This is a genomic window from Nonomuraea composti (assembly GCF_012034275.1).
GTDB classification, from domain to species: Bacteria; Actinomycetota; Actinomycetes; order Streptosporangiales; family Streptosporangiaceae; genus Nonomuraea; species Nonomuraea composti.
Genome location: NZ_JAATEP010000013.1, coordinates 42,509 through 65,628, shown reverse-complemented (window position 1 = coordinate 65,628; position 23,120 = coordinate 42,509). Strand labels below are relative to the sequence as shown.

At 73.3% G+C, this 23,120-nt stretch carries 20 protein-coding genes; 10 read left to right on the top strand and 10 right to left on the bottom strand.

Features of this window, described 5'->3' with window-relative positions:
• Window positions 1-8: 8 nt before the first annotated feature.
• Window positions 9-308: a hypothetical protein gene (locus HCN51_RS19855; RefSeq protein WP_168011023.1), complete on the bottom strand. Its 300-nt coding sequence runs from the start codon at window positions 306-308 to the stop codon at window positions 9-11.
• 445 nt (window positions 309-753) lie between these two features.
• The gene (locus HCN51_RS19850) at window positions 754-1,632 is read right to left on the bottom strand and encodes an alpha/beta fold hydrolase (protein ID WP_168011022.1); all 879 of its coding nucleotides are present in this window, start codon (window positions 1,630-1,632) and stop codon (window positions 754-756) included.
• A 57-nt stretch (window positions 1,633-1,689) separates the two neighbouring features.
• Here HCN51_RS19850 and HCN51_RS19845 point away from each other — a divergent pair, with 57 nt between their 5' ends.
• The 3 genes from HCN51_RS19845 to HCN51_RS19835 all read left to right on the top strand — a co-directional run bounded on the left by HCN51_RS19845 (window position 1,690) and on the right by HCN51_RS19835 (window position 4,154).
• On the top strand, window positions 1,690-2,265 hold the full coding sequence (locus HCN51_RS19845) for a CGNR zinc finger domain-containing protein (RefSeq protein WP_168011021.1): 576 nt from the start codon (window positions 1,690-1,692) through the stop codon (window positions 2,263-2,265).
• Window positions 2,266-2,406: 141 nt separating this feature from the next.
• On the top strand, window positions 2,407-3,081 hold the full coding sequence (locus tag HCN51_RS19840; protein WP_346433714.1) for a ThuA domain-containing protein: 675 nt from the start codon (window positions 2,407-2,409) through the stop codon (window positions 3,079-3,081).
• Complete coding sequence (locus HCN51_RS19835) at window positions 3,066-4,154, top strand: Gfo/Idh/MocA family protein (RefSeq protein ID WP_168011020.1); 1,089 nt, start codon at window positions 3,066-3,068, stop codon at window positions 4,152-4,154. Before HCN51_RS19840 ends, HCN51_RS19835 begins: the two co-directional genes overlap by 16 nt.
• 189 nt (window positions 4,155-4,343) lie before the next feature.
• Here HCN51_RS19835 and HCN51_RS19830 read toward each other — a convergent pair whose 3' ends face one another.
• Both HCN51_RS19830 and HCN51_RS19825 read right to left on the bottom strand, forming a co-directional pair.
• A complete protein-coding gene (locus HCN51_RS19830) occupies window positions 4,344-5,954 on the bottom strand; it encodes an amidohydrolase (protein WP_168011019.1) in 1,611 nt (536 codons plus the stop codon).
• Between the two features lie 36 nt (window positions 5,955-5,990).
• Window positions 5,991-7,268 (bottom strand): MFS transporter, encoded by a 1,278-nt coding sequence (locus HCN51_RS19825; RefSeq protein ID WP_168011018.1) that lies wholly within the window; start codon window positions 7,266-7,268, stop codon window positions 5,991-5,993.
• A gap of 121 nt (window positions 7,269-7,389) precedes the next feature.
• Between HCN51_RS19825 and HCN51_RS19820 the strand changes: the two genes are divergently transcribed.
• Genes HCN51_RS19820 through HCN51_RS19810 form a run of 3 tightly spaced genes read left to right on the top strand, consistent with a single transcriptional unit; the run spans window position 7,390 to window position 11,431 of the window.
• On the top strand, window positions 7,390-8,988 hold the full coding sequence (locus HCN51_RS19820; RefSeq protein WP_168011017.1) for a PucR family transcriptional regulator ligand-binding domain-containing protein: 1,599 nt from the start codon (window positions 7,390-7,392) through the stop codon (window positions 8,986-8,988).
• Window positions 8,989-9,032: 44 nt separating this feature from the next.
• Window positions 9,033-10,223 (top strand): cytochrome P450, encoded by a 1,191-nt coding sequence (locus tag HCN51_RS19815; protein WP_168011016.1) that lies wholly within the window; start codon window positions 9,033-9,035, stop codon window positions 10,221-10,223.
• A 17-nt stretch (window positions 10,224-10,240) separates the two neighbouring features.
• Window positions 10,241-11,431 (top strand): cytochrome P450, encoded by a 1,191-nt coding sequence (locus HCN51_RS19810; RefSeq protein ID WP_168011015.1) that lies wholly within the window; start codon window positions 10,241-10,243, stop codon window positions 11,429-11,431.
• A 21-nt stretch (window positions 11,432-11,452) separates the two neighbouring features.
• On the opposite strand, the gene HCN51_RS19805 is transcribed toward HCN51_RS19810, so the two are convergent.
• The 3 genes from HCN51_RS19805 to HCN51_RS19795 are packed head-to-tail and all read right to left on the bottom strand — an operon-like array spanning window position 11,453 to window position 14,513.
• Entirely contained in the window at window positions 11,453-12,271 is an 819-nt protein-coding gene (locus tag HCN51_RS19805; protein WP_168011014.1) for a carbohydrate ABC transporter permease, read from the bottom strand.
• Window positions 12,271-13,212, bottom strand: coding sequence for a carbohydrate ABC transporter permease (locus HCN51_RS19800; RefSeq protein ID WP_168011013.1), 942 nt, complete (start codon window positions 13,210-13,212; stop codon window positions 12,271-12,273). Before HCN51_RS19800 ends, HCN51_RS19805 begins: the two co-directional genes overlap by 1 nt.
• A 2-nt stretch (window positions 13,213-13,214) precedes the next feature.
• Window positions 13,215-14,513, bottom strand: a complete 1,299-nt coding sequence (locus HCN51_RS19795) for an extracellular solute-binding protein (RefSeq protein WP_206067273.1) — start codon at window positions 14,511-14,513, stop codon at window positions 13,215-13,217.
• Between the two features lie 117 nt (window positions 14,514-14,630).
• Here HCN51_RS19795 and HCN51_RS19790 point away from each other — a divergent pair, with 117 nt between their 5' ends.
• Window positions 14,631-15,563 (top strand): PfkB family carbohydrate kinase, encoded by a 933-nt coding sequence (locus HCN51_RS19790; protein WP_168011011.1) that lies wholly within the window; start codon window positions 14,631-14,633, stop codon window positions 15,561-15,563.
• Entirely contained in the window at window positions 15,560-16,831 is a 1,272-nt protein-coding gene (melA, locus tag HCN51_RS19785) for an alpha-glucosidase/alpha-galactosidase (RefSeq protein WP_168011010.1), read from the top strand. Before HCN51_RS19790 ends, melA begins: the two co-directional genes overlap by 4 nt.
• 22 nt (window positions 16,832-16,853) lie before the next feature.
• Here melA and HCN51_RS19780 read toward each other — a convergent pair whose 3' ends face one another.
• The 3 genes from HCN51_RS19780 to HCN51_RS19770 all read right to left on the bottom strand — a co-directional run bounded on the left by HCN51_RS19780 (window position 16,854) and on the right by HCN51_RS19770 (window position 19,962).
• Window positions 16,854-17,645, bottom strand: coding sequence for a DeoR/GlpR family DNA-binding transcription regulator (locus tag HCN51_RS19780; protein ID WP_080038999.1), 792 nt, complete (start codon window positions 17,643-17,645; stop codon window positions 16,854-16,856).
• A gap of 28 nt (window positions 17,646-17,673) precedes the next feature.
• A complete protein-coding gene (locus HCN51_RS19775; protein WP_168011009.1) occupies window positions 17,674-18,972 on the bottom strand; it encodes a family 4 glycosyl hydrolase in 1,299 nt (432 codons plus the stop codon).
• A gap of 114 nt (window positions 18,973-19,086) precedes the next feature.
• Window positions 19,087-19,962: a peptidoglycan recognition protein family protein gene (locus HCN51_RS19770; RefSeq protein WP_168011008.1), complete on the bottom strand. Its 876-nt coding sequence runs from the start codon at window positions 19,960-19,962 to the stop codon at window positions 19,087-19,089.
• 317 nt (window positions 19,963-20,279) lie between these two features.
• On the opposite strand from HCN51_RS19770, the gene HCN51_RS19765 reads away from it, so the two are divergent.
• Both HCN51_RS19765 and HCN51_RS19760 read left to right on the top strand, forming a co-directional pair.
• A complete protein-coding gene (locus tag HCN51_RS19765) occupies window positions 20,280-22,061 on the top strand; it encodes a hypothetical protein (protein ID WP_168011007.1) in 1,782 nt (593 codons plus the stop codon).
• A gap of 3 nt (window positions 22,062-22,064) precedes the next feature.
• Window positions 22,065-23,120 carry a ferritin-like domain-containing protein gene (locus HCN51_RS19760; RefSeq protein ID WP_168011006.1) on the top strand — a complete coding sequence of 352 codons (1,056 nt, stop codon included), beginning with the start codon at window positions 22,065-22,067 and terminating at the stop codon, window positions 23,118-23,120.

Sequence of the window (23,120 nt, the reverse complement as noted above, 5' to 3'; positions counted from 1 at the left end):
GACGGCACTCACCAGGACCAGAAACGTTCGACCGGTTCGTCAACCGGCTCCTCTTCGAGGACGGGCGGCGCCGGCGCGCAGGCAGGCTCCTCCTCCGCCTTGGGGAGCAGGTCGTCCAACTCCGGCGGTTTCACGCCGAGGTCCTCGCACGTCAGCTCCGCCACCGCGGCCAGCTCGACGCGGGCCGGCTCGGCGCACACCTTCTCGCGGACGCGCAGATCCTCGCCGACGGCGGCCAGGGCGACGCCCTTCACCGCCAGCTCGTGCCCCGCCACCCGGATCTCGGCCGCGACGTCGGGGAACGACACCGCTGGACGAGATCAAGGGGCGGCAGCTCCCGCACGCGCGTCGCCCGTCCTCCGGCTCGGCACCTCGCGGCGTGTCCGCCACCCGCAGGTGGCCGATCGGCTCCGCCGCGCGGCCGCTCTCGTCCAGCTCCCGATGCGGCTCCAGGACGATCGTGATGGGCACGGTCCTGGCCGGGACGGCGGGCTCCGCCGGCTCCGGGACGGCGGGCACGAGGGCCGGCTCAGGAAGGACGGGCGCGAGGGCCGGCCCGGGAAGGGGGGACGGAGATGGACGGCTGTCCACGACCTCGTCCGGCGGCGGGAGCGGCGGGGCGAGGAGACGGGCCCGCCGCCGCAGGCGGTGCCGCACCAGCCACCACCTGTCCGTTCGTCGTGTCCCGAGTGCGCGAGAAGCGCAGGCGTCCATCCTTCAGTGACCGCGGCGGGAACGGGATGACCGCGACGGCTAGAGAGCGGTGATCGCCCCGATGGCGGCGCCGCCGGGCAGAAAGTCCCGCAGGTGGGCGAGGAGGGCGTCGGGGCGTTCCTCGGGGATGAAGTGGCCGCATGCGGGGATCTCGGCGCCGCGCACGTCCTCGGCGTACTCGCGCCAGATCTCCAGCGTGGGCAGCCGCGCGGGCAGCCCCGCCGACCCCCACAGGGCCAGCAGCGGCATCGTCAGGCGGCGGCCGGCGGCGGCGTCCTCGTCGTCGAGGGCGAGGTCCAGCTCGTGGGCGCGGTAGTCGTCGAAGCCGGCCCGCAGCGCGCCGGGCCGCGAGAAGGCCCGCACGTAGGCGTCCACCGCCTCGGGGGAGAGGCCGTGCCGGTTGTAGGTCCAGCGTTCGAAGAAGAACTCCAGGTAGCCGCGCACGTCGTGCCCCACGAGCCGTTCGGGCAGGTCGGGCTGGAGGTGGAAGAGCCAGTGCCAGTACGACGAGGCCACGGACGCGTCCAGGCGGCGGAACATCTCGCGGGTCGGCACCACGTCCAGCACGGCCAGCCGCTCCACCTGGTCGGGGCGGTCCAGCGCCCACCGGTGGGCCACGCGGGCGCCCCGGTCGTGGCCCACGACGGAGGCCCGGTCGAAGCCGAGGGAGGTCACCAGCTCCGCGATGTCGGCCGCCATCCGCCGCTTGTCGTAGCCGGTGGCCGGTTTGTCGCTCAGGCCGTACCCGCGCAGGTCGGGGGCGACCACGGTGTGGCCGGCGGCGAGCGGGGCGAGCACCGGCTCCCAGCACAGGCCGGTCTGCGGCCAGCCGTGCAGCAGGACCAGCAGCGGGCCCGAGCCGGCGCGGGTGTAGTGCAGGCGGATCCCGCCGACCCGGGCCACTCCTGTCGTCTTCATGGACGTCCTCCCTTAACCTCTTCATGGGGTTAGTAACAGGTGCAGGACAATGGTGGCATGACGGCGGACGACGAGTGGATCCGGGACGGCGGCCGGGTGTGCCTCGACTTCGTGAACACCCTGCGCGACCGCTGGGCCGTGCCCCGGGAGACCCTCCAGGAGCCGGACGACCTGCTGCGCTGGCTGCGCGGAGCCGGGCTGGTCACTCAAGAGGCCGATGCGGCCGCCGACGCGCTCGCCCCGGCCAGGTCGCTGCGCGAGGCGATCGACCGGGCCGTGCTGAGCGTGGCCGGGGGCGGCCTGCCCGGCCCGGCGGACGTGCGCACGATCAACGAGGCGGTGCGGGCGGCCCCCCGCCCGCTGCTCCAGCTCCTCGTCCGGGACGGCCGGCTGGAGGCGGCGAGCGCGCCGGACCTGGCCGATGACGTGGCGGCCGGGCTCGGGCTGGTCGCCCGCGACGCGGCCGAGCTGCTGCTGTCGCCGGAGGTGCGGCGGGTGCGGGTGTGCGGGTCCGACCGGTGCGGCCTGCGGTTCGTGGACCGCTCCCAGGCGGGCCGGCGCCGCTGGTGCTCGATGAGCCGGTGCGGCAACCGGACGAAGGTGCGACGGCACCAGCGGCGCGTCCAGAAATAGCACTGGGCGTTATGGCCCTCACTCGGCCACAATTAGCGGAGTGTGCCTCTTTTGGGACTTAAGTGGCGCACGGCCTTTTTTGTGGTTCATCGAGTGATTGGCGAATGCATGGCGGGCGAGCACAAACGTACGGTCCTCGTGGTGCGAGGCGGATGGGAAGGGCACGTCCCGGTGGTGGCCACCGACCTGTTCGTCCCCTTCCTGGAGAAGAACGGGTTCGAGGTGCGGCTGGCGGACAGCCCGGCGCCCTACGCGGACCCCGCGTTCATGTCCGAGATCGACCTCATCGTGCAGTGCTACACGATGGGCACCATCGAGCAGGACCAGCTCAAGGGCCTGCGGGCGGCCATCGAGGCCGGCACCGGCATGGCCGGCTGGCACGGCGGCATCGCCGACTCCTACCGCAACTCCTCCGACTACCTGCACCTCATCGGCGGCCAGTTCGCCTGCCACCCCGGCAAGCACCCCGACGACGAGGACGCGGGCACCGAGCGGCACAACTTCGTCCCCTACACCGTGAACATGCTGCCCGAGGCGGCCACGCACCCCATCACCCAGGGCATCGGCGACTTCGACCTGGTCACCGAGCAGTACTGGGTGCTGGCCGACGACTACAACGACGTGCTGGCGACCACGACGCAGAAGGTGCGCCCGTGGGACCCCTGGCACCGGGAGGTGACCTCGCCGGCGATCTGGACGCGCCGCTGGGGCAAGGGCCGCATCTTCGTCGCGACCCCGGGGCACAGCCTCGACGTCCTCCAGCACGACAGCGTGCGCACCATCATCGAGAGGGGAATGTTGTGGGCCAGCCGCTGAACCTCGGCATCGTCGGTCTCGGAGCCATCTCGGCCCAGTACCTGCGCACCATCGACCGGCTGCCGCAGGTCCGACTGGTGGCCGTGGCCGACCTCGACCTCGAACGCGCGCGGGAGGCGGTCGCGGCGTACCCGGGCGTGGACGTGCTGAGCGTCGCGGAGCTGCTGGCCGACCCGCGCATCGGCGCCGTGCTCAACCTGACCATCCCCGCCGCGCACGCCGAGATCGCCCTCCAGGCGATCGCGGCGGGCAAGGACGTCTACTGCGAGAAGCCGCTCGCCGCGACCGGCCAGGACGCGCGCCGCGTCCTGGAAGCGGCGCAGGCGGCGGGGGTACGAGTGGGCTGCGCGCCCGACACGGTGCTCGGCACCGGCACGCAGACCGCCCGCCAGGCCATCGACGACGGCCTCATCGGCCGGCCGATCGCCGCCACGGCGACGATGGTGACGCCGGGGCACGAGCGCTGGCACCCCAACCCCGACTTCTACTACGTGCCCGGCGGCGGCCCGCTCCTGGACATGGGCCCGTACTACGTCAGCAGCCTGGTGACGCTGCTCGGGCCCGTGGCGAAGGTGATCGGCGCGGCCAGCCGCACCCGGGCCAAGCGCACGATCGGCTCCGGGCCGCGCCAGGGCGAGGAGATCCCCGTCACCGTGGACACGCACGTCACGGGCGTGCTCGTGCACGAGTCCGGCGCGCTGTCCACGCTGGTCATGAGCTTCGACGCGGTGGCCACCAAGGCCCCCAACATCGAGGTGCACGGCGAGCGCGGCTCCCTCGTGGTGCCCGACCCCAACCACTTCGACGGCGAGGTGCTGCTGACCCGGCTCGGCGACGACGGCCCGCGCCCGCTCCCGGTGTCGGCCGGCTACGCCGACGCCGGCCGCGGGGTCGGCCTGATCGACCTCGCCGAGGGCCGCGAACCCCGCGCGGGCGGCACGCTGGCCTTCCACGTGCTCGACGTCATGGAGTCCCTGCTCGCCTCGGCGCACGAGGACCGGGCGGTGAACGTGGAGAGCACGTGCGAACGTCCCAAGCCGGTCGCCCTGGGCGGGTTCGGCACTCAGGACTGACCCTCGTGAGAACCGCCCCGGCCTGGGCTCACCCTGGCCGGGGCGCCACCGCGTTCCAGGCGCCGGAGCGGCCCGCATGGGCGGTCGTGCCGGTGGCGGTGAGGTCGCGGCGGTAGGACTCCGCACCACCTCGGGGGCCGGTGCACGACGCCACGCCGCAGCGTGTCGCTGAGCGGCCGCGCGCCCGGGTCAGGCCTGGTGGACGATGTCCCCGTCCAGCATGGTCAGCCACGCGTCCACCCCCGAAAGCCTCTCGGCCGGCAGGGCGGTCACGTCGGCGTCCAGGACGACCACGTCCCCGAGCTTGCCCACCGACAGCGACCCGATCCGGTCCTCCATGCGCAGCGCGTACGCGGCGTCGATGGTGTGCGCCCGCAGCGCCTCCTCCAGCGTGATCGCCTGCTCGGCCCCGATGGGCCCGCCCTCGCGGGTCCGCCGCCGGACCGCGTTGGAGATGGTCTCCATGGGCCGCAGCGACGACACGAACGAGTCGCTGGACAGCACCGGCCGCAGCCCGGCGTCCAGCTCCTCGCGCATCGGCTGCAGCCGGTGCGCCCGCCGCTCGCCGAGCCGGCGCACGAAGTCGGTGCCGCTGTCGTACAGGAAATTGGGCTGGTTGACGGGGATCACCCCGAGCGCCGCGAACTCCCTGACCTGCGCCGGAGTCGGGTGCCCGCAGTGCTCGACGCGCGGCCTGGCGTCGTCGCCCGACACGGCCACGGCGGCCTTGATCGCGTCGAGGGAGTAGCCCATGGCGCGGTCGCCCTGCGTGTGGATGCCGACCTGCCAGCCGGCGGAGGCCGCCTTGCGGACCAGCTCCACGAGCTGGGCGGGCTCGTGGTAGAGGGAGCCGGTGAAGCCGTCCCCGTACGGCTCCTCGAACATGGCGGTGCCGCCGAGCAGCGTCCCGTCGCAGTAGAACTTCATCGCGCCGAACCGCAGCCGGTCATCGCCGAACGGCCCGGCCAGCCCGATCGAGGTCAGCTCGTCCAGCATGTGCGACAGCGGCATGACGGCGGTGCGCACGGGCAGCGTGCCCGCCTCCCACGCCGACCGGTACACCCGCAGCTCCCGCCGCGACACCTGCGGGTCGCACACGGTGGTGACGCCAGCCCGCAGGTACGTCCCGCCGGCCAGCTCCAGCCACGACCGCAGCTGCTCCAGCGGCAGGTCGACGTGGAAGTTGGGGCCGTGGCAGCCGATGTCCACGGCGACGGGCAGCAGCAGCTCCATGGCGGAGTCCAGCACCATGCCGGTCAGCCGGCCGCCCTCGTCGCGCACGAACGCGCCGCCGGCCGGGTCGGGCACGTCCTCGCCGATGCCGCGCCAGGCGAGCGCGGCGGAGTTCACCACGGCCTGGTGCCCCGACACGTGGTAGACGATCACGGGGTGGTCGGTGGTGGCCTCGTCGAGCTGGCGCCGCGTCGGCCGGCCGCCGGGGAACTTGGCGTCGTCCATCCCGTACGCCCTGATCCACTGGCCGGCGGGCGTCCTGGCGGCCTCGGCGGCGATGGCGGCGACCAGGTCGGCGGCGCTGCCGACGGCCGGGTAGCGGGCGTCCACCGCCACCAGCGTCTCGGCCGTGGACAGCAGGTGGTTGTGCGGGTCGATGAAGCCCGGCAGGACGCTGCGCCCGCCCGCGTCGACCAGGCGCGCGCCGGGGCCGGCGGCGGCCAGCACGTCCGGCTCGCGGCCGACGGCCAGGATCCGGCCGTCGCGCACCGCCACGGCGTGGGCGTGCGGGTTCGCCGGGTCCATGGTGATGACCTTGCCGCCGGTGATGACGGTCGTGGTGGACATGAGAGGACTCTCCTGTTCGCTGACGAGCTGTTCGGTCTATTCGGCGATGGTCGAGGGGACGGGCTTGCGGTCGCGGTGGCGCGGCGCCACGGCCAGGCAGATGACGCTGAGCACGCACATGCCGACGAGCAGCGCCACGGCCGGCCAGGCGGCGCCGCCGTACGCGCCGACGAGCGCGGTGGCGGCCAGCGGCGACAGGCCGCCGAAGATCGCGCCGGCGCCCTGGTAGGCGAGCGAGATCCCGGTGTAGCGGACCTGCGGCGGGAACATCTCGGCCAGGATCGCGGCCATCGGCCCGTACGTGCCGGACGTGGCCAGCCGCATCAGCCCGAGCAACGCGAAGATCAGCACCGCGTTCCCGGAGCCGAGCACCGCGAACTGCGGCACGGCCAGCAACGCCGTCAGCACCAGGAACCAGACGGCGACCTTGCGGGCGCCGAACCGGTCGCCCAGCCAGGCGATGCCGAGCGTGGCGACCAGCTCGACGAACGAGGCGAAGCTCAGGCCGTTCAGGATGAGCTGCTCGGACGCGCCGACGGACGGCCCGGTCGCGTACGACAGCAGGAACGTGGTCAGCAGGTAGTAGCCGCCGATCGCGACCGGCAGCGTGCCGACGCCGAGCAGCACCGACCGCCACGACGTGCGGAACACCTCCTTGATCGGCACCCCGGTCCGCTCGGCCGCCTCGAAGACGGGCGACTCCTCCACCCGCAGCCGGATGAACAGGCCGACCAGCACCAGCACGGCCGAGACGATGAACGGCACCCGCCAGCCCCACGCCTGCATGGCCTGCTCGCCGGACAGGCTCATGAGGCTGAACGCGCCGGTCGCGAGCAGCGCGCCCGCCGGGTTGCCGAGCTGCGCGAACCCGCCGTAGAACGTCTTCCTGCCCGCCGGCGCGTGTTCGACGGCCATGAGCGCCGCGCCGCCCCACTCGCCGCCGACCGCGAGCCCCTGCACGAAGCGCAGCAGCACCAGCAGCACCGGCGCGAGCGCGCTGATGGAGTCGTACGTGGGCAGCAGGCCGACCAGGAACGTGGCGCCGCCCATCATGAGCAGCGTCACCACCAGCGCCGACTTGCGGCCGACCCGGTCGCCGAAGTGGCCGAACACGATGCCGCCGAGCGGCCTGGCGAAGAAGCCGACCGCGTAGGTGGCGAAGGACGCCATGAGCGCCACCGTGGGGCTGGAGGCGTTGGGGAAGAACAGGTCGTCGAAGAGCAGGGCGGCCGCGGTGGCGTAGACGTAGAAGTCGTACCACTCGATCGTGGTCCCGACGAAGGCGGCGCCGGCCGCCCGGGTGGCGCGGTTCATGGATCCTCCGGTTGTAGGGGGTGCGACGACGATAAGCGCAGCTCAGGGGGAGGAGAGCCGGGACGAAACGCACCACCGGCGGTGAATTAGAGTGCGGTATGCACACTCGTGAGGTGGCGCCGTGGCGTTGAGCGTGGCCCAGGTGATGACCCTGCCGGCCATGGAGATGCGGCTGCTGGCCGGGCGCGCGGGGCTGACGCGGATGGTGCGGTGGGCGCACGTGTCGGAGCTGACCGACCCGGTGCCGTGGCTGCTGGGCGGCGAGCTGGTGATGACGATCGGCCTCGGCCTGCCCGCCGACGCGGCCGGGCGGCGCGCGTACGTCGAGCGGCTGGTCGGCGCGGGCTGCGCGGCGCTCGCCTTCGCCCTCGGGGAGGCGCTGACCTCGGTGCCCGGCGAGGTGCTGGCCGCCGCCGACGACTGCGGCCTGCCGGTGCTGGAGATCCTGACGCCGTTCATCGCGGTGACGGAGGCGGTCGCCCGCTGGCACGCCGACGAGCGGGTACGCGGCGAGCGGCGCGTCGTGGCCGCCCAGGAGGCGATGGCGCGGGCGGCGCTGCACGCGGGCAGCACGGGCATCGTGCGGGCCCTGGCCGAGCACACGGGCGGCGAGGCCCTGCTGCTGGGCCCGCACGGGACGCCCCGCGCGTCCGCTTCCTCCGCTTCCTCCGCCTCGTCCGGCTCGTCGGGCTCGTCCGGCTCGTCCCGGGGAACGTCCTGGCATGCCAGGGCGGTCGCGGCGGCCCGGGGCATGGCGCGGCGCGGCGCCACCGTGCTCGACGACGGCCTGCACGCCGTCCAGGTGCAGAGCCTCGGCTTCACCGGCCCGCCGAGCGGCTGGCTGGCGATCCGCACCGCCGCACCCCTGGAGTGGCACACCAGGATGCTCGCCAACCAGGCGGCCTGCCTGCTGGCGATGGGGCTGGCGGGCGCGCGGGCGGGCCGGGCCAGGGCGCACGCGCAGCGGGCCGCGCTGCTGTCGGCCGTGCTCGACGGCACCCTGACGCCGCGCCAGCTCGGCGAGCTGTGCCCGGCGGCGCCGCCGTACGAGGTGATCGCGGTGCGGGCGGCGATCCCGGCGGAGACGGCGATGGAGGCGCTGGAGGACGTGCTGGCCGGCCCGGACGCGGAGGAACACGCGTTCGTCTGCGTCCGCCCCGACGGAACGACCCTCTTCGTGCTCCCCGAAGACCCGCTCCCCGAAGACCTGCTGCCGGAGGGTCCCCAGGCCCGGGACGGCCGGTCGCGGGGCGCGCGGCTGTGCGCCAGGCTGGGCGCCCCGGGCGGCGGCTGCCGGGCACACGACCTGGACGAGCTGCCCGCCGCCGCCCGCCACGCCACCGCCCTGGCCGGCCGCGGCCCCGGCTACACGCACGTGGACGAGCTGGAGGCCGCCGCCCTGCTCAGGGACGCCTTCGTCCCGGAGGCCGCCCGCCGCTTCTCCGCCGCCGTGCTGCGCCCGCTGGTCGAGCACGAGGCCCGGCACGGCGGCGACCTGGTGGCCACGGTCCGGGCGTACCTGGAGGCGGGGGAGAACCTGGAGCTGGCGGCCAGGCGCCTGGGCGTGCACCGCAACACGCTGCGCCGCCGCCTGACCACCGCGGAACGCGTCTCGGGCCGCCCGTTCTCGGACCCCGGCCACCGCCTGCACCTGTGGCTGGCCCTGTCGCTCGGCGATCTCGTGCCGCCGGGCCGCTCACGGGCGGACGGGAGCGCCTAGCATCGGGAGGTGCGGTCAGCGCAGATCCCCCGTAGGGAGACGACATGAGCGATTCCGCGGCTCTACCGCTCTACATGCGCCGTTCGTTGTTCGACCCGGATCCGGAGCTCGTCACGGTGCGCGAGCGGGAGGGCGTGCGGTGCGTCCCCACCCCGTTCGGGCTGGACATCTGGGTGGTGACCCGGTTCGCCGACGTCCGTGAGGTGCTGGGCGACCCGGTGCGGTTCAGCAACGCCCGGCAGCCGCGCCCGCCGGGCGCGCCGCCGCTGTCGCAGGAGCAGCTCGCGGCGGTGCGGGCGGGCAACCTGCTGATGTACGACCCGCCGGAGCACACGCGGTTGCGCCGAATGCTGACGCCGGAGTTCACGATGCGCCGCATCCGGCGGCTGGAGCCGCGCGTCAAGGAGATCGTGGCCGACCACCTCGACGCGATGGAGGCGGCGGGCCCTCCGGCGGACCTGGTGGCCTCGTTCGCGCTGCCGATCCCGTCGCTGGTGATCTGCGAGCTGCTCGGCGTGCCGTACGCGGACCGGGAGGAGTTCCAGCGGCGCACGACGAGGCTGCTCGACCTGTCGTTGCCCATGAAGGAGCGGGCCGAGGCGCGTGACGGCGCCCGCGCGTACATGGGGGAGCTGGTCGCCAGGTCGAGGAAGGAGCCGGGCGACGACCTGCTCGGCATGCTGGTGCGCGAGCACGGCGACGAGCTGACCGCCGGCGAGCTGGCCGGCATCGGCGACCTGCTGCTGCTCGCGGGCCACGAGACCACCTCCAACATGCTCGGCCTCGGCACGCTGGCCCTGCTGCGCCATCCCGACCAGCTCGCGCTGCTGCGCAAGGAGCCCGAGCGCATCGGCGCGGCGGTGGAGGAGCTGCTGCGCTGGCTGAGCATCGTGCACTCCGGCGTCTTCAAGGTCACCACGGCCGAGGTAGAGGTGTCGGGGGTGCGCATCCCGGAGGGCGCGGTGGTGGCGTGCGCCCTGCCGGCCGCCAACCGGGACCCCGCGCTGGTGCCCGACCCCGACCGGCTCGACCTGTCCCGCGGCGACCTGGGGCACGTGGCCTTCGGCCACGGCGTGCACCACTGCCTGGGCGCGCCGCTGGCCAGGATGGAGATGCAGATCGCCTTCCCCGCCCTGTTCGAGCGCTTCCCCGGGCTGCGCGAGGCGGGGCCGCGGCCCGGGTTCCGGTCCATGAACGTCGTGTACGGGCTGACGTCCTTCCAGGTCACCTGGTGAAGGCATCGGGAGATGACATGAGCGATTCCGCGACCTTACCCCTCTACATGCGCCGCTCCCTGTTCGACCCGGCCCCCGAGCTCGTCGCGGTGCGCGAGCGGGAGGGCGTGCGCCGGGTCGCCACCCCGTTCGGCCTGGACGTGTGGGTGGTGACCCGCTTCGCCGACGTCCGTGAGGTGCTGGGCGACCCCGAACGCTTCAGCTACGGGCGGCAGCCGCGCCCGCCGGGCGCGCCCGACATGCCGCCGGAGCAGGTGGAGGCGCAGCGGGCGGGCCACCTGCTGCTGTTCGATTCGCCGGAGCACACGCGGTTGCGCCGGATGCTGACGGCCGAGTTCACGATGCGCCGCATGCGGCGCATGGAGCCGCGCGTCCACGAGATCGTCCGGCAGCGCCTGGACGCGATGGAGGCGGCGGGCACGCCGGCGGACCTGGTGGCGTCGTTCGCGCTGCCGATCCCGTCGCTGGTGATCTGCGAGCTGCTCGGCGTGCCGTACGCGGACCGGGAGGAGTTCCAGCGGCGCACGTCGAGGCTGCTCGACCTGTCGCTGTCGCTGGAGGAGCGGGCGCCGATCCGCGAGGCCGCGCGCGCGTACATGGGCGAGCTGGTCGCCCGCTCGCGCGTGGAGCCGGGCGACGACCTGCTCGGCATGCTGGTGCGGGAGCACGGCGACGACCTGTCCACCGGCGAGCTGATCGGCATCGGCAGCCTGCTGCTGGTGGCCGGCCACGAGACGACGTCCAACATGCTCGGCCTCGGCACGCTGGCCCTGCTGCGCCATCCCGACCAGCTCGCGCTGCTGCGCAAGGAGCCCGAGCGCATCGGCGCGGCGGTGGAGGAGCTGCTGCGCTGGCTGAGCATCGTGCACTCGGGCATGTTCAAGGTCACCACGGCCGAGGTCGAGCTGTCCGGGGTGCGCATCCCCGAGGGCGCGGTGGTGGCGGTCTCGCTGGCCGCGGCCAACCGGGACCCGGCGCTGGTGCCCGACCCCGACCGGCTCGACCTGTCCCGGGGCGACCTGGGGCATGTCGCCTTCGGTCACGGCGTGCACCACTGTCTCGGGGCGCCGCTGGCCAGGATGGAGATGCAGATCGCCTTCCCCGCCCTGTTCGAGCGCTTCCCGGGGCTGCGGGAGGCGGGGCCGCAGCCGGAGTTCCGGTCCATGAACGTCGTGTACGGGCTGACCTCTCTGCCGGTCGTCTGGTGAGGACCGGTCGCCTGGTGAGGCTCACCCCTTCAGGCCGCTGAACGTCATCGTGGCCACGAACTGCCGCTGCGCCAGCACGAAGGCGATGATCAGCGGCAGCGTGGCCACCACGTTCCCGGCCATGAGCAGCGACCACTGCGTGTGCCGGGTGCCCTGGAAGTTGGCCAGCCCGAGCTGGATCGTGTAGAGGCTCTCGTCGCTGATCGCGACCAGCGGCCAGATCAGGTCGTTCCACGAGCCGAGCAGCGTGAACACGGTCAGCGTCGCCAGCGCCGGCCTGGCCAGCGGCAGCACCACCCGCCAGAACACGCCGAACGTGGAGCAGCCGTCGATGCGGGCCGCGTCCTCCAGCTCGGCCGGCAGCGACAGGAAGAACTGCCGCATCAGGAAGATCCCGAACGCCGACGCCAGCCACGGCACGAACGCCGCCGCCAAGGTGTCGATCAGGCCGAGCCGGCTGAACATCACGTACGTCGGGATCATCAGGAGCTGCGTCGGGATCATGATGGTGGCCAGGATCATCAGGAAGCCGGCGGTCCTGCCGAAGAACTTCAGGCGGGCGAAGCCGTAGCCGGCCATCGAGCAGAGCACGAGCTGCGCGAGCACCGCGATCGCGGCCACGATGACGGTGTTGGCGAGCCAGCGCAGCGCCTGCGACTGGGTGAACAGGCCGATGAAGCCGTCGAGCTGCAGCCGGGTCGGGATGAAGCGGGGCGGGAAGCGGTTGATGTCGCCGTCGGGCATGAACGCGGTCAGCACCATCTGCACCAGCGGCAGCGCGAACAGCAGGGCCAGCGGCATCAGCAGCAGGTGCCAGGGGCTGAACGGCAGGCGTCTCATCAGAAGGCCTCGATCCTGCTGCGCCGGGAGTAGATGATCATCCCGACGGTGATGAGCATGGTCGCGGCGAACAGCCCGTAGGCGACGGCCGAGCCGTAGCCGAACTTCGTGAGCTTGAACGCCTGGGTGTAGACGTAGTAGACGATCGTCTGCGTCGCCCCCAGCGGGCCGCCCCGCGTCGTGGTGAAGACCAGGTCGAACAGCTGCAACGCGGTGATCGTCTGCCAGATGGAGGTGAAGACCGTGACCGGCCCGAGCGCGGGCAGCGTGACGTGCCGGAAGACCTGCCAGCGGTTGGCGCCGTCCATCCTGGCCGCCTCGACCACGTCCTTCGGGATGTCCTGGAGCGCGGCCAGGTACACGACCACGGTGAAGCCGACCTGGCCCCACAGCGCGATCAGGCAGATCACCGGCAGCGCCTGCCACTGGCTCTCCAGGAACTGCTGCTGCGGCAGGCCGAGGGTGCGCAGCACGCTGTTGGCGGCGCCGTACTGGGGGTTGAAGACGAAGCTGGCCAGGATGCCGGTGGCCGCCGCCGACGCCACGAACGGGATGAAGATGCACGTACGGTAGAAGCCGACCAGCTTGATCGGCCGGTTCAGGGCGACGGCGACGAGCATCCCGAGGAAGATCGAGGCGGGCACGAACAGCACCGTGAACACCAGCGTGTGCCGCACCGCCGCGAGCAGGTCCGGGTCCTCGGCCATGAGCTGGTAGTTCAGCCAGCCGATCGGCTTGGCGGGGGCGATGCCGTTCCACTTCTGCAGTGAGATGAGGAACGCCCACACCGCGGGGAAGATCGACAGGCCCACGACGAGCGCGGTGGCGGGCCCCGCGAATCCCCAGCCGACCAGGCTGCGGCGCAGCCACCGCAGCCGGCCGGACGGGATGGCCGCGTGGGCGGGGGCGGCCTGGCGCCGCCCGGCGAACAGCACCGACATGCTCAGCCCCCGGCCAGCGCTTGGCGCGACTTGGCGGCCGCCTCGTCCAGCGCCGCCTTCGGCGTGGCCGCGCCCTGCAACGCCTTGGCGATGGCCTCGCCGACGTGGCGCGACATCTCGACGTACCCGCTGACGGTGGGGCGGGCCTGCTTGGCGTTGGCCAGGTTGGCCACCAGCTTCTCCGCGCCCGGGTACTCCTTGACGTAGGTCCGGTACTCCGGCAGCGACGTCTCCGAGGCGCGCAGCGGCAGGTTGCCCTGCGCCAGGTTCCACTGGGCGTCGCCCTCGGCCGAGGTGAGCCACTTCATCAGCTCGAACGACCAGTACGCCCGGTTGGCGTCGCCGTTGTCGAACAGCGTCCACAGGTCCGGCCCGGAGACCGTCTGGTGGTCGCCGTTGGTGCCGGGCAGGAAGGCCACGCCGTAGTCGGTCTTCTTCGTCTTCAGTTCGAGCAGCGACCACGGCCCGTTGATGATCATGGCGATCCGGCCGTCCCCGAACAGCGGCGCGTAGCGCTCGTCGGTCTGGTCGAGGTAGACGCTCTTGTCGTCCACCGCCATCGCCCGCAGGAACTCCAGCGCGTCCACCCCCGCCTGCGAGTTGAACGCGGCCTGCTTGCCGTCGGGCGACAGGATGCTGCCGCCGCGCTGCCACAGCAGCGGCCAGAAGTGCCAGGTGGTGTCCTCCGACGCGCTCACCGAGTACGCGGTGCCGTAGATCTTCTCCGCGGGGTCGGTGAGCTTCTTCGCCGCCGCCCTGAAGTCGTCCCAGGTCCACTCGTCGGTCGGGTACGGCACCTTCTTGGCGTCGAACAGCGTCTTGTTGTAGAGCAGGGCGAGGTTGTCCACGAGCGCGGGGAAGCCGATGACCTGGCCGTTGGGGGTCGCGGTGGTGCGGGCCGCCTCGGGGAACTCCGCCCACTTGACCGCCGGGTCCCGTACCTTCTCGGTCAGGTCGAGGGTCTTGCCCGACTCCTGCAGCTGGGAGGCCCAGCTGCCGAAGGCGTAGGAGATGTCCGGATAGACGCCGCTGGCGAAGCCGGCGGACAGCTTCTGCAGCAGCTCATCGGTGGTGGAGGCGCCCGAGGTGACCTCGATGGTGACGTTCGGGTGCTGCTGGGTGAACTTGGCGGCCAGCCCTTCGAGGATCTTCTGCGCGTCGGAGGTCTGCCCCGACCACCACGTGAGCTTCACCTTCGCCTGCGGATCCACGGTCTTGGCGCCCTCCTGGGACGGCCCTCCGCAGCCTGCGGCGGCCAGGACGACCGCCGCGACCAGGGCCGCCACGGATCTTCTTCGCACTGTGGATGCTCCCTCCGGAATGTTGGAGCCCATCATGGCTACTTTCGAAGTCTTGTCAATACCTTCGAAAATCCGCAAGGGTTGACAAGCTTTCACAACTCCTGCGACTGTGCCGTGGTGTCCAGAACGACCTTCGACCTTCTTGTCGTCGGCGACGCCAACCCGGACGTGATCGTGTCCGGTTCGCCTCGCCATCCCGCGTTCGGCCAGCGCGAGCAGCTCGTCCCCGCCGCCGGCCTCGTGCTCGGCGGCTCCGGCGCCATCACCGCGTACGGCGCCGCCCGGCTCGGCCTGCGCACCGCGTTCGCCGGGCGGGTGGGGGACGACCCCGCGGGCGCCTTCGTCCTGGACGCGCTGCGCGGCGGCGGCGTGGACGTCTCGGCCTGCGTCGTCGACCCCGCCGTGCCCACCGCCATGACCGTCGTCCTCGTGGACGGCGACGACCGGGCCATCCTCACCGCGCCCGGCTGCCTCGACCGGCTCGCCGCCACCGACGTGCCGCCCGCCCTCCTGGAACGCGCCGCGCACGTGCACGTCTCCTCGTACTTCCTGCAGCCGCTGCTGGCCGCGGGGCTGGCCGGGCTGTTCGCGCTGGCCAGGGCGGCGGGCGCGTCCACCTCCCTCGACACCAACGACGACCCGGCCGGGCGGTGGGCGGGCCTGGCCGACGTCCTGCCGGTCACCGACGTGCTGCTCCCCAACGAGAACGAGGCCGTGGCGATCGCCGGCGCCGTCGCCGGCCCCGTCAGTGACGTCGAGCACGCGGTCAAGGAGCTGGCCGCCCGCGGCACCCTGCCCGTCGTCAAACGCGGCGAGCGCGGCGCCCTCGCCCTCACCGACGGCGAGCTGATCGAGGTCCCGGCCCGTCCCGCCACCGTCGTGGACGCCGTCGGCGCCGGCGACAGCTTCAACGCGGGCCTGCTGGCCGCCCTCCTGCGCGGCCTGCCCCTCAGCCAGAGCATGTCGGTCGCCGTGACCTGCGGCACCCTGTCCACCCGCGCCGCCGGGGGCACCGCGGCGCAGCCCACCTGGGAGGAAGCAACCCAATGAAGAAGATCGTGTTCGTCGGGGCGGGAAGCGTCGTCTTCACCCAGGGGCTGCTCGCCGACCTCGTCGCCTTCCCCGAGCTGGCCGGCATGCGCATCGCGCTGCACGACATCGACCCCGAACGGCTCCAGGTGGCCGAGGCCGTCGCCCACCGCATCACCGGCGAGAGCGCCACCGTCACCGCCCACCTCGACCGCCGGGAGGCGCTGGACGGCGCCGACTTCGTGATCAACATGGTGCAGGTCGGCGGCTACGACGCCACCGTCACCGACTTCGAGATCCCCGCCAGGTACGGCCTGCGCCAGACGATCGCCGACACCATCGGCGCCGGCGGCGTGTTCCGCGCGCTGCGCACCTTCCCGCTGCTCGACGCCCTCGCCGCGGACATGAACGCGGTCTGCCCCGACGCCCTGCTGCTCAACTACACCAACCCGATGGCCATGAACGTCTGGTACCTGTCGGGCAAGGTCAGGAACGTCATCGGCCTGTGCCACTCCGTCTACTGGACGATGCGCGGCCTCGCGGAGCTGGTGTCGGTGCCGTACGAGGAGATCTCCTACGTCGCGGCCGGCGTCAACCACCAGGCGTGGGTGCTGCGCTTCGAACGCGACGGCGAGGACCTGTACCCCCGCCTGGACGTGGCGGACCCGCAGCTGCGGCGGCGCGTGCGCATCGACATGTACCGGCGGCTCGGCTACTACCCGACCGAGACCAGCGAGCACTCCGCCGAGTACGTGCCGTGGCTGATGCACCACGACTCCGAGCTCGACCGCCTGCGCATCCCCGTGGGGGAGTACCTGCGGGTCAGCGAGGAGAACCTGGCCGAGTACAAGCGCACCCGCGACCTCGTCCGGCACGGCGGCGAGCTCGACATCGCCGGCACCGACGAGTACGCCCCCCAGATCATCCACAGCGTCGTCACCGGCACGCCCCGCGTCGTCTACGGCAACGTCGTCAACGACGGCCTCATCTCCAACCTGCCGCAGGGCTGCGTGGTGGAGGTGCCGTGCGTCGCCGACGCCACCGGCGTGCGGCCCACCGCGATCGGCGCGCTGCCCCCGCAGTGCGCGGCCCTGAACCGGACGTACGTCAGCGTCAACGAGCTGACGGTACGGGCCGCGCTGGAAGGCGACCCCCGCCACGTGCGGCACGCCCTGATGATCGACCCGAACACGGCGGCCACGCTCACGCCGGACGCCATCTGGAGCCTGGCCGACGACCTCACCCGCGCCCACGGCGACCTCCTCCCGGAGCCCCTGCGCGCCCGCTGAGAGCAGGCGGCCCGCGGGCGTGTCAGCGGGCGATCTCGACCTCCAGCCCCTTGTCGCGCAGCGCCGCCACGCACTCGGGGTCGGCCGACTCGCCCGTGATCAGCAGGTCGATCTCGCCGACCGCGCAGATCGGCGCCATCTCCACCACGCCCAGCTTCGACGCGTCGGCGACCAGGATCTTCCTGGTCGCCGCGCGCAACATGCGCTGCTTCATCTCCGCGTCGGGCAGGCTCACGTTCGTCACCCCGCCGGCCGCGTCGACCCCGCCGCAGCCCAGGATGACGGTGTGGGCGCGGATGCCCTCCAGCAGCTTGCCGCCCAGCGGATCGACCAGCGAGTGCTGCTGCCGCCGCAGGCTGCCGCCGGTCACCACGACCGAGATGCGGGGCAGCGCGGGCTCCAGCTCCAGCGCCGTGCGCAGCCCGTTGGTGAACACCGTCACCTCGGTCAGGTCGGGCCGCGCCACGAGCTCCCTGGCGACGTACGTGGTGGTGGTGCCCGCCCCCATCAGCACGCTCTCGCCCGAGGCGACCAGCCGCGCGGCCACCTTCGCGATCGACGACTTCTCCACCGCCGCCGTGCCCAGCGACAGCTCGAACGACGGCTCGACGTGCGGCGCCGGCCCGGCCGACACGGCGCCGCCGCGCACCCGGCGCACCTTGCCCTGCTCCTCCAGCGCGTCGAGGTCGGCGCGGACGGTCACGCTGGAGACCCCGAACGCCTCGGCCAGCTCCGCGACCCGCGCGAACTCCTGCTCGGTCAGCATCGCCAGCATGCGCTCGCGCCGCACCTCGGTCGGCATCGACTCGCTCATGTGCGCGTCTCCATCGGCAGGGGCCCGCTCATCCGCGCACCGCCGCCGGCAGCAGGTCGCCGTGCGCCTCGATCAGGTCGTCGCACAGCGCCTGGATGGCGGGCAGCGGCAGCGTGGCCGCCGTGTTGGGGTCGAGCATGGCCGCCCGGTAGACGTGGGCGCGCTCCCCGTCGAGCACGGCCCGCACGGTCAGCTCGACGACGTTGAGGAACGTGCGGTTGAGCGCGGCGAGCTGCACGGGCAGGTCGCCGACGGCCCGCGGCCGCACCCCGGCCGCGCCCACCAGGGCCGGCACCTCGACGCACGCCTGCGCGGGCAGGTTGCCGATCAGGCCGCGGTTGGCCACGTTGACGTAGATCTCCTTCTCCTCGCCGGTCAGCAGGGCCAGGATCATCGCGGCGGCGGGCTCTTGGTGCTGCCACCGGATGAGCAGCTTGTGGCCGGCCGACAGGGCGCGCCGGGTCTCCTCGTACAGGTGCAGGCTCTGGCCGACGCGGCGCAGGTACTCCTCGATCGGCACGCCGAGCCGCGCGGTCTCGTCGGGGTGGCGCATGATCCACGGCACGTACTCGGCGGCGTGCTCGCTCGACTGGGTGGGGTAGTAGCCGAAGGTGCGGTAGAGCTCGGCGCGCACGTGCCGGCGCAACTGCGGGTCGGCGGCCAGGACGGCGTCGAGCTCGGGGTAGAGCGAGCGGCCGCCGGCCTCGAAGCGCAGCACGAACGACTGGTGGTTGAGCCCGGCGCTGAGGAAGGTGATCTCGTCCTCGTCGCGGCCGACCAGGTCGGCGAGGTAGGCGTGCGTGTCGCACACCGCGTGGCACAGCCCCGCGAACCGCTCGAACCCGGTGGCCTCGTGCACCGCCCACCCGGTCATCGCCATCGGGTCGGTGCAGCTCAGCAGCCACGCCCGCGGGCACACCTCGGCCATCTGCCGGGCCAGCTCCACCAGCACCGGGATCGTGCGCAGGCCGCGGAAGACGCCGCCGATGCCGATGGTGTCGCCGATGGTCTGGCGCAGGCCGTAGCGGTGGGGGATCTCGAAGTCGCGCAGCGTGGCCTCGAACCCGCCGACGTCGAGGTCGGCGAGCACGAAGTCGGCCCCTTCGAGCGCCTGGCGCCGGTCGAACACGCTGCGGATCTTCGCGTCGGCGCCCGCCTCGGCGTCGAGCGCCCGCACCAGCGTCTCGGCCGTGGCCAGCCGGCCGGGGTCGTCGTCGTGCAGCACGACCTCCAGCTCGCCGCGCAGCGTGGGGGCGAGCATCAGGGCGGACAGGACGCGGCGTGTCAGCTCCACGTCACCGGCCCCGATGAAGACGATCCGCGCCATCCCCGAAGTATCCCACGCCCCGGCGCCCCGCCCCGCCGCCCGCGCCAGGGGCGGGCTCACCGGCGCACCAGCGCGAAGGGCGGGCTCACCGGCTCGCCCGCGCGAAGGACGCGCTCACCGGCTCGCCGGCGCCTCCACGGGCGGGGCCGCGCTCGCGCCGGACGGGACGGCCGCGGCGCCGGCCGAGACCCGCAGCAGCGACGCCCACGTGAGGGGCCCCACGAGCCCGTCGTCGTCGAGGCCCTGGGCCCGCTGGAAGCCGCGCACCAGCTCCACCAGCCCGTCGTCGCACCGGCTGGCGTTCAGCCACCCCGCCAGCCCGTCCGGCGCGCCGGCGTAGGCGGCGGCGGGCACGTGCCCCCGCGCGAACAGGCAGCCTCTGACGGTCTTGACGTCGTGGTTGTCGTCTCCGAGCCGGATCAGCGGCAGTTCCCGCACGATCTTCTCCGTCCAGGTCGGGCCGGGCGTCCCGGCGATGAGGGCGGCGACGGCCGCCCGGAACCCGTTCATGTCGATGGAGTGGGGGTCGGGCTTGGCGGTGTTGACCTCCCGGTGCGCCTTGACGCGCGAGGCGGGCAGCCCGAACTCGCGGCACAGCTCCGCGCACAGCCGCCGGTAGGCGTCGAGCTGGGCTGCGGGCCACGGCTGGGTGCCGTTGTTCTCGGCCTCGATGCCGATCGAGCTGGAGTTGTCGTGCCGCGGCGAGGTGGAGGGGGCGTTGTGCCAGCAGCGTCCGGCGGCGATGACGTAGATGCGGCCCGAGCGGCCGAGCCCGAACTGCGACAGCGGCCCCGACAGGCCGGGCCGGCCGTCGCGGACCACGGCGAGCGAGGGGTAGTCGCCGCCGCCGGCGGGGCCGGCGGTGTGGTGGCAGACGATGCCCTGCACCTCCGGTTGCGGCCCGTGGCCGCGGCTGCGCCAGCCGGCCACCTCGGTCACCGGGTATCCGGTGCGGCGGGCGACATCGGCGAGCTGGGTCAGGTACGGCATCGAGCACCTCCGTCTTGCGTCTGGATGAGTCTCACACCCTTCGGTCGACGACGGGTGGCCGTCGCGTCGCTGTGCGTGGTCACCGCCGGGCGGGCGGATGAGCGCGGCCCCTGCCCCGGTCGGCAGGCGCTTACAGATCACTACCATGCCGTACCCGTACGCCACCGGGAGATTCGGAGAATCCGGGTGATCCGGGTCGTAACGGGGGAGGGTCCCTGAGGTCTATCCCCGCAGGGCATCGCCGGGACGCCCGAACGGCAGCAAGGTTCTTGTACTCGGGGGCCCACCATCTTTGACGACGCCAGGAGGCGGACACGATGAGCTACCTCGACTTCCCGCGGCTGACGTTCGCGGGCAGGTTCCTCAGCGACGTCCCGACGGGGAACAACGATCCGGGCTCCTTCGGCAGCCCCGATCCGCCGCAGCCGAGCTGGAACGCCTACGGCTGCGGCACGTTCGACCTGCTCGGCTGCAAGGTCACCGGCGGCGAGTCGGGGCCGGGGCAGCCGCTGGCGGCGGGCCACCCGGCTCTCGGCCTCGACGTGCTGACCAGCCCCGACCAGGCCAGCGCCAAGCTCGTCGACCTCGACCCCGACTGGCAGGTCTCCACCGAGATCTGGGGGCTGACGGTCCGGCTGACGGGGCCGCGCGGGGAGAGCCTGCTGTCGGGCCGCTTCCGGCCCGCCGCCTTCCGCGACCTGTGGGGGCGCGGCGGCGACGACGGCGGCTTCGACATGATGAGCGCCACGTTCGTCTCCGTCCTGGAGGAGGTCGCATACGGCCCCGCCGCCGCGGCCGTCCCCCTGCTGGCCGAGCTGCGCGACTGCTCGCCGGAGCGGCTCTCGATCCGGTTCACCATGTACGGGATCACCGCGCAGCGCTGCACGGCCGCGTTCGCCACCGGCAGGCTGACCGGCTGCATCGGCCCGTGGTCGCCGGGCGAGCCGCTGTCGTTCGTGGCCGGGCGGCGCCTGGACATGGGCAGCCTGACCTCCGAGACGTCGTTCGGCCGCTCGGTCGCCGTCGTCCGCGGCGACCGCCTGGTGCTGGACCTCGGCAACGCCTACCCGTTCGCCGCGAGCCCCGGCCCCGCCCACCCGCGGGCCGCCAGGATCGACGTGGCCGTCCTGCCGGGCGAGCAGGTGCAGGCCGGCGACGTGCTGCCGCCCGGCGCGGACGTGATCGACATCGGCACCGCCGTGCTGCTGCCGTCCCCGCCGCCGTCGGGGGTGGTCTCCCTCCCGCTCCCGCCGCAGGCCGCGCAAGCCCTGGAGAGCCGCCCGCTGGCGCTGCTCGTCGCCGACGCCGGCGGCGGCCGGCGCGTCCTGTCCAGGGAGACCAGGGACGGCCTGTACGTGCGGGCCGACGGCTTCGTGCACCGCGTCGAGGCCGGCGCCCGCGCCACCGTCACCCTGCACGCCCGCGAGCGCGGCGCGCCCGCCGCCGGCGTCACCGTCCACCTCGCCCGCGTCCTCGGCGACGCGTCCGTGCTGACCGTGCCGGACTCGGTCGTCACCGGCCCCGACGGCACCGCCACCGTGACGCTGGAGGCAGGAGATCCGCACGGGCCGCGCCCCGGCCTCGACGGCGTCGTCGAGCAGGTCGCCTACAGCCCGCGCCGGAACGCCGACGGCACCCTCGACCTCGACGGCTCCGGCATCGACCCGTCCATGGACGTCATCGCCGCCCACGTGCGCGACGCCCACGAGCCCCCGGCGGAGAAGCACCTCGAGGACGCGGTGCGGCGCATCCTGGCCCCCTACGCCACGCACTACCCGATCATGGGCGAGCACCTGGTCAACCTCGGCGACCTCGACGCCGTCCGGCCGTGGCGGGCCGCGATGCTGCTGGCCCTGTCCCGCGACATCACCGACCCCAACCACATGCCCGTCACCCGCGACCTGTCCGAGCCGAAACGCGCCACGATCCTGCGCTGGCTGAACGGCCTGCCCGCCGCCCCGCGCGCCATGGCCCGCTCCGCGCCGCCGCCGGCCACCGGCGTCCTGCCGCCGGAGCCGAAGCTGGTGGCCGCCCGCGACCTGGTGGCACGCGGTCTGAGCGCCGCCCGGCACCTGTCCGGCGACCGAGGGAGTGAATGAGCGATGCTGAGAATCGACCGCGCGGCCGTCGACGAGGTGGCCAGGGCCGGCAAGCCCGACGAGCTCGTCCCGAGGGTCCAGGACGCCGTCCGCCTGGAGTTCGCCACCATCCCGCCGTACCTGACCGCGATGCTGTCGCTGAAGCCGGGCCGCAACCGCGACATCTGGTGGGCCGTCCACGACGTCGTCGTGGACGAGATGCTGCACCTGCTCATCGGCTGCAACCTGCTCAACGCGCTCGGCGCCCGCCCCGCCCTCGACGCGCCCGGCTTCCTGCCGCGCTATCCGGGGCCGCTGCCGCTCGGCATCGGCGACGACCTCGTGGTGGGGCTGGAGCCGTTCTCGCGCGGCCTCATGGAGCGGGTGTTCATGCGGATCGAGGAGCCGGAGGAGCCCCTGGTGTTCAGGAAGGAGGGCGCGGTGGGGGCGCCGCCCGAGTTCGCCACGATCGGCGAGTTCTACCGCACGCTCGTGGACGCGCTGCTCGCGCTGCCCGACCCGGTGCTGCCCGGCGACGTCACCCGCCAGGTGGTGGCGCCCTCCTGGTTCGGCGCCGACCGGCTCTTCCCCATCAGGACCACCAAGGACGCCGCCCGCGCCGTCAACCTCATCATCGAGGAGGGCGAGGGCACCTCCACCTCGCCGGTCGACCCCGACGGCGACATCGCGCACTACTACCGCTTCGCCGCCATCGCCAAGGGCCGCCGCCTGGTGCGCGACCCGTCCGCGCCCGCCGGCTTCTCCTACACCGGCGCGCCCTACCCGTTCGACCCTGACGGGGTGTGGCCGCTGACCCCGAACCAGCAGGTGGACGACCTCGACAGGAACTCCGAGGGGTGGCGGCGGGTGCACCAGTTCCGGGTCACGTTCACCCGGCTGCTGACCGCGTTGCAGCGGTGCGTGGACGGCCGGCCGGGGCGCCTCGACGCGGCGATGGGCATCATGTTCGAGCTCAAGCTCGCCGGGCAGATGCTGGCCGCCACGCCGGCGATCTCGGGCGGCACGCCGACGGGCCGCCACGCGGGGCCGGTCTTCACCCGCGCGGAGATCAACCAGTGA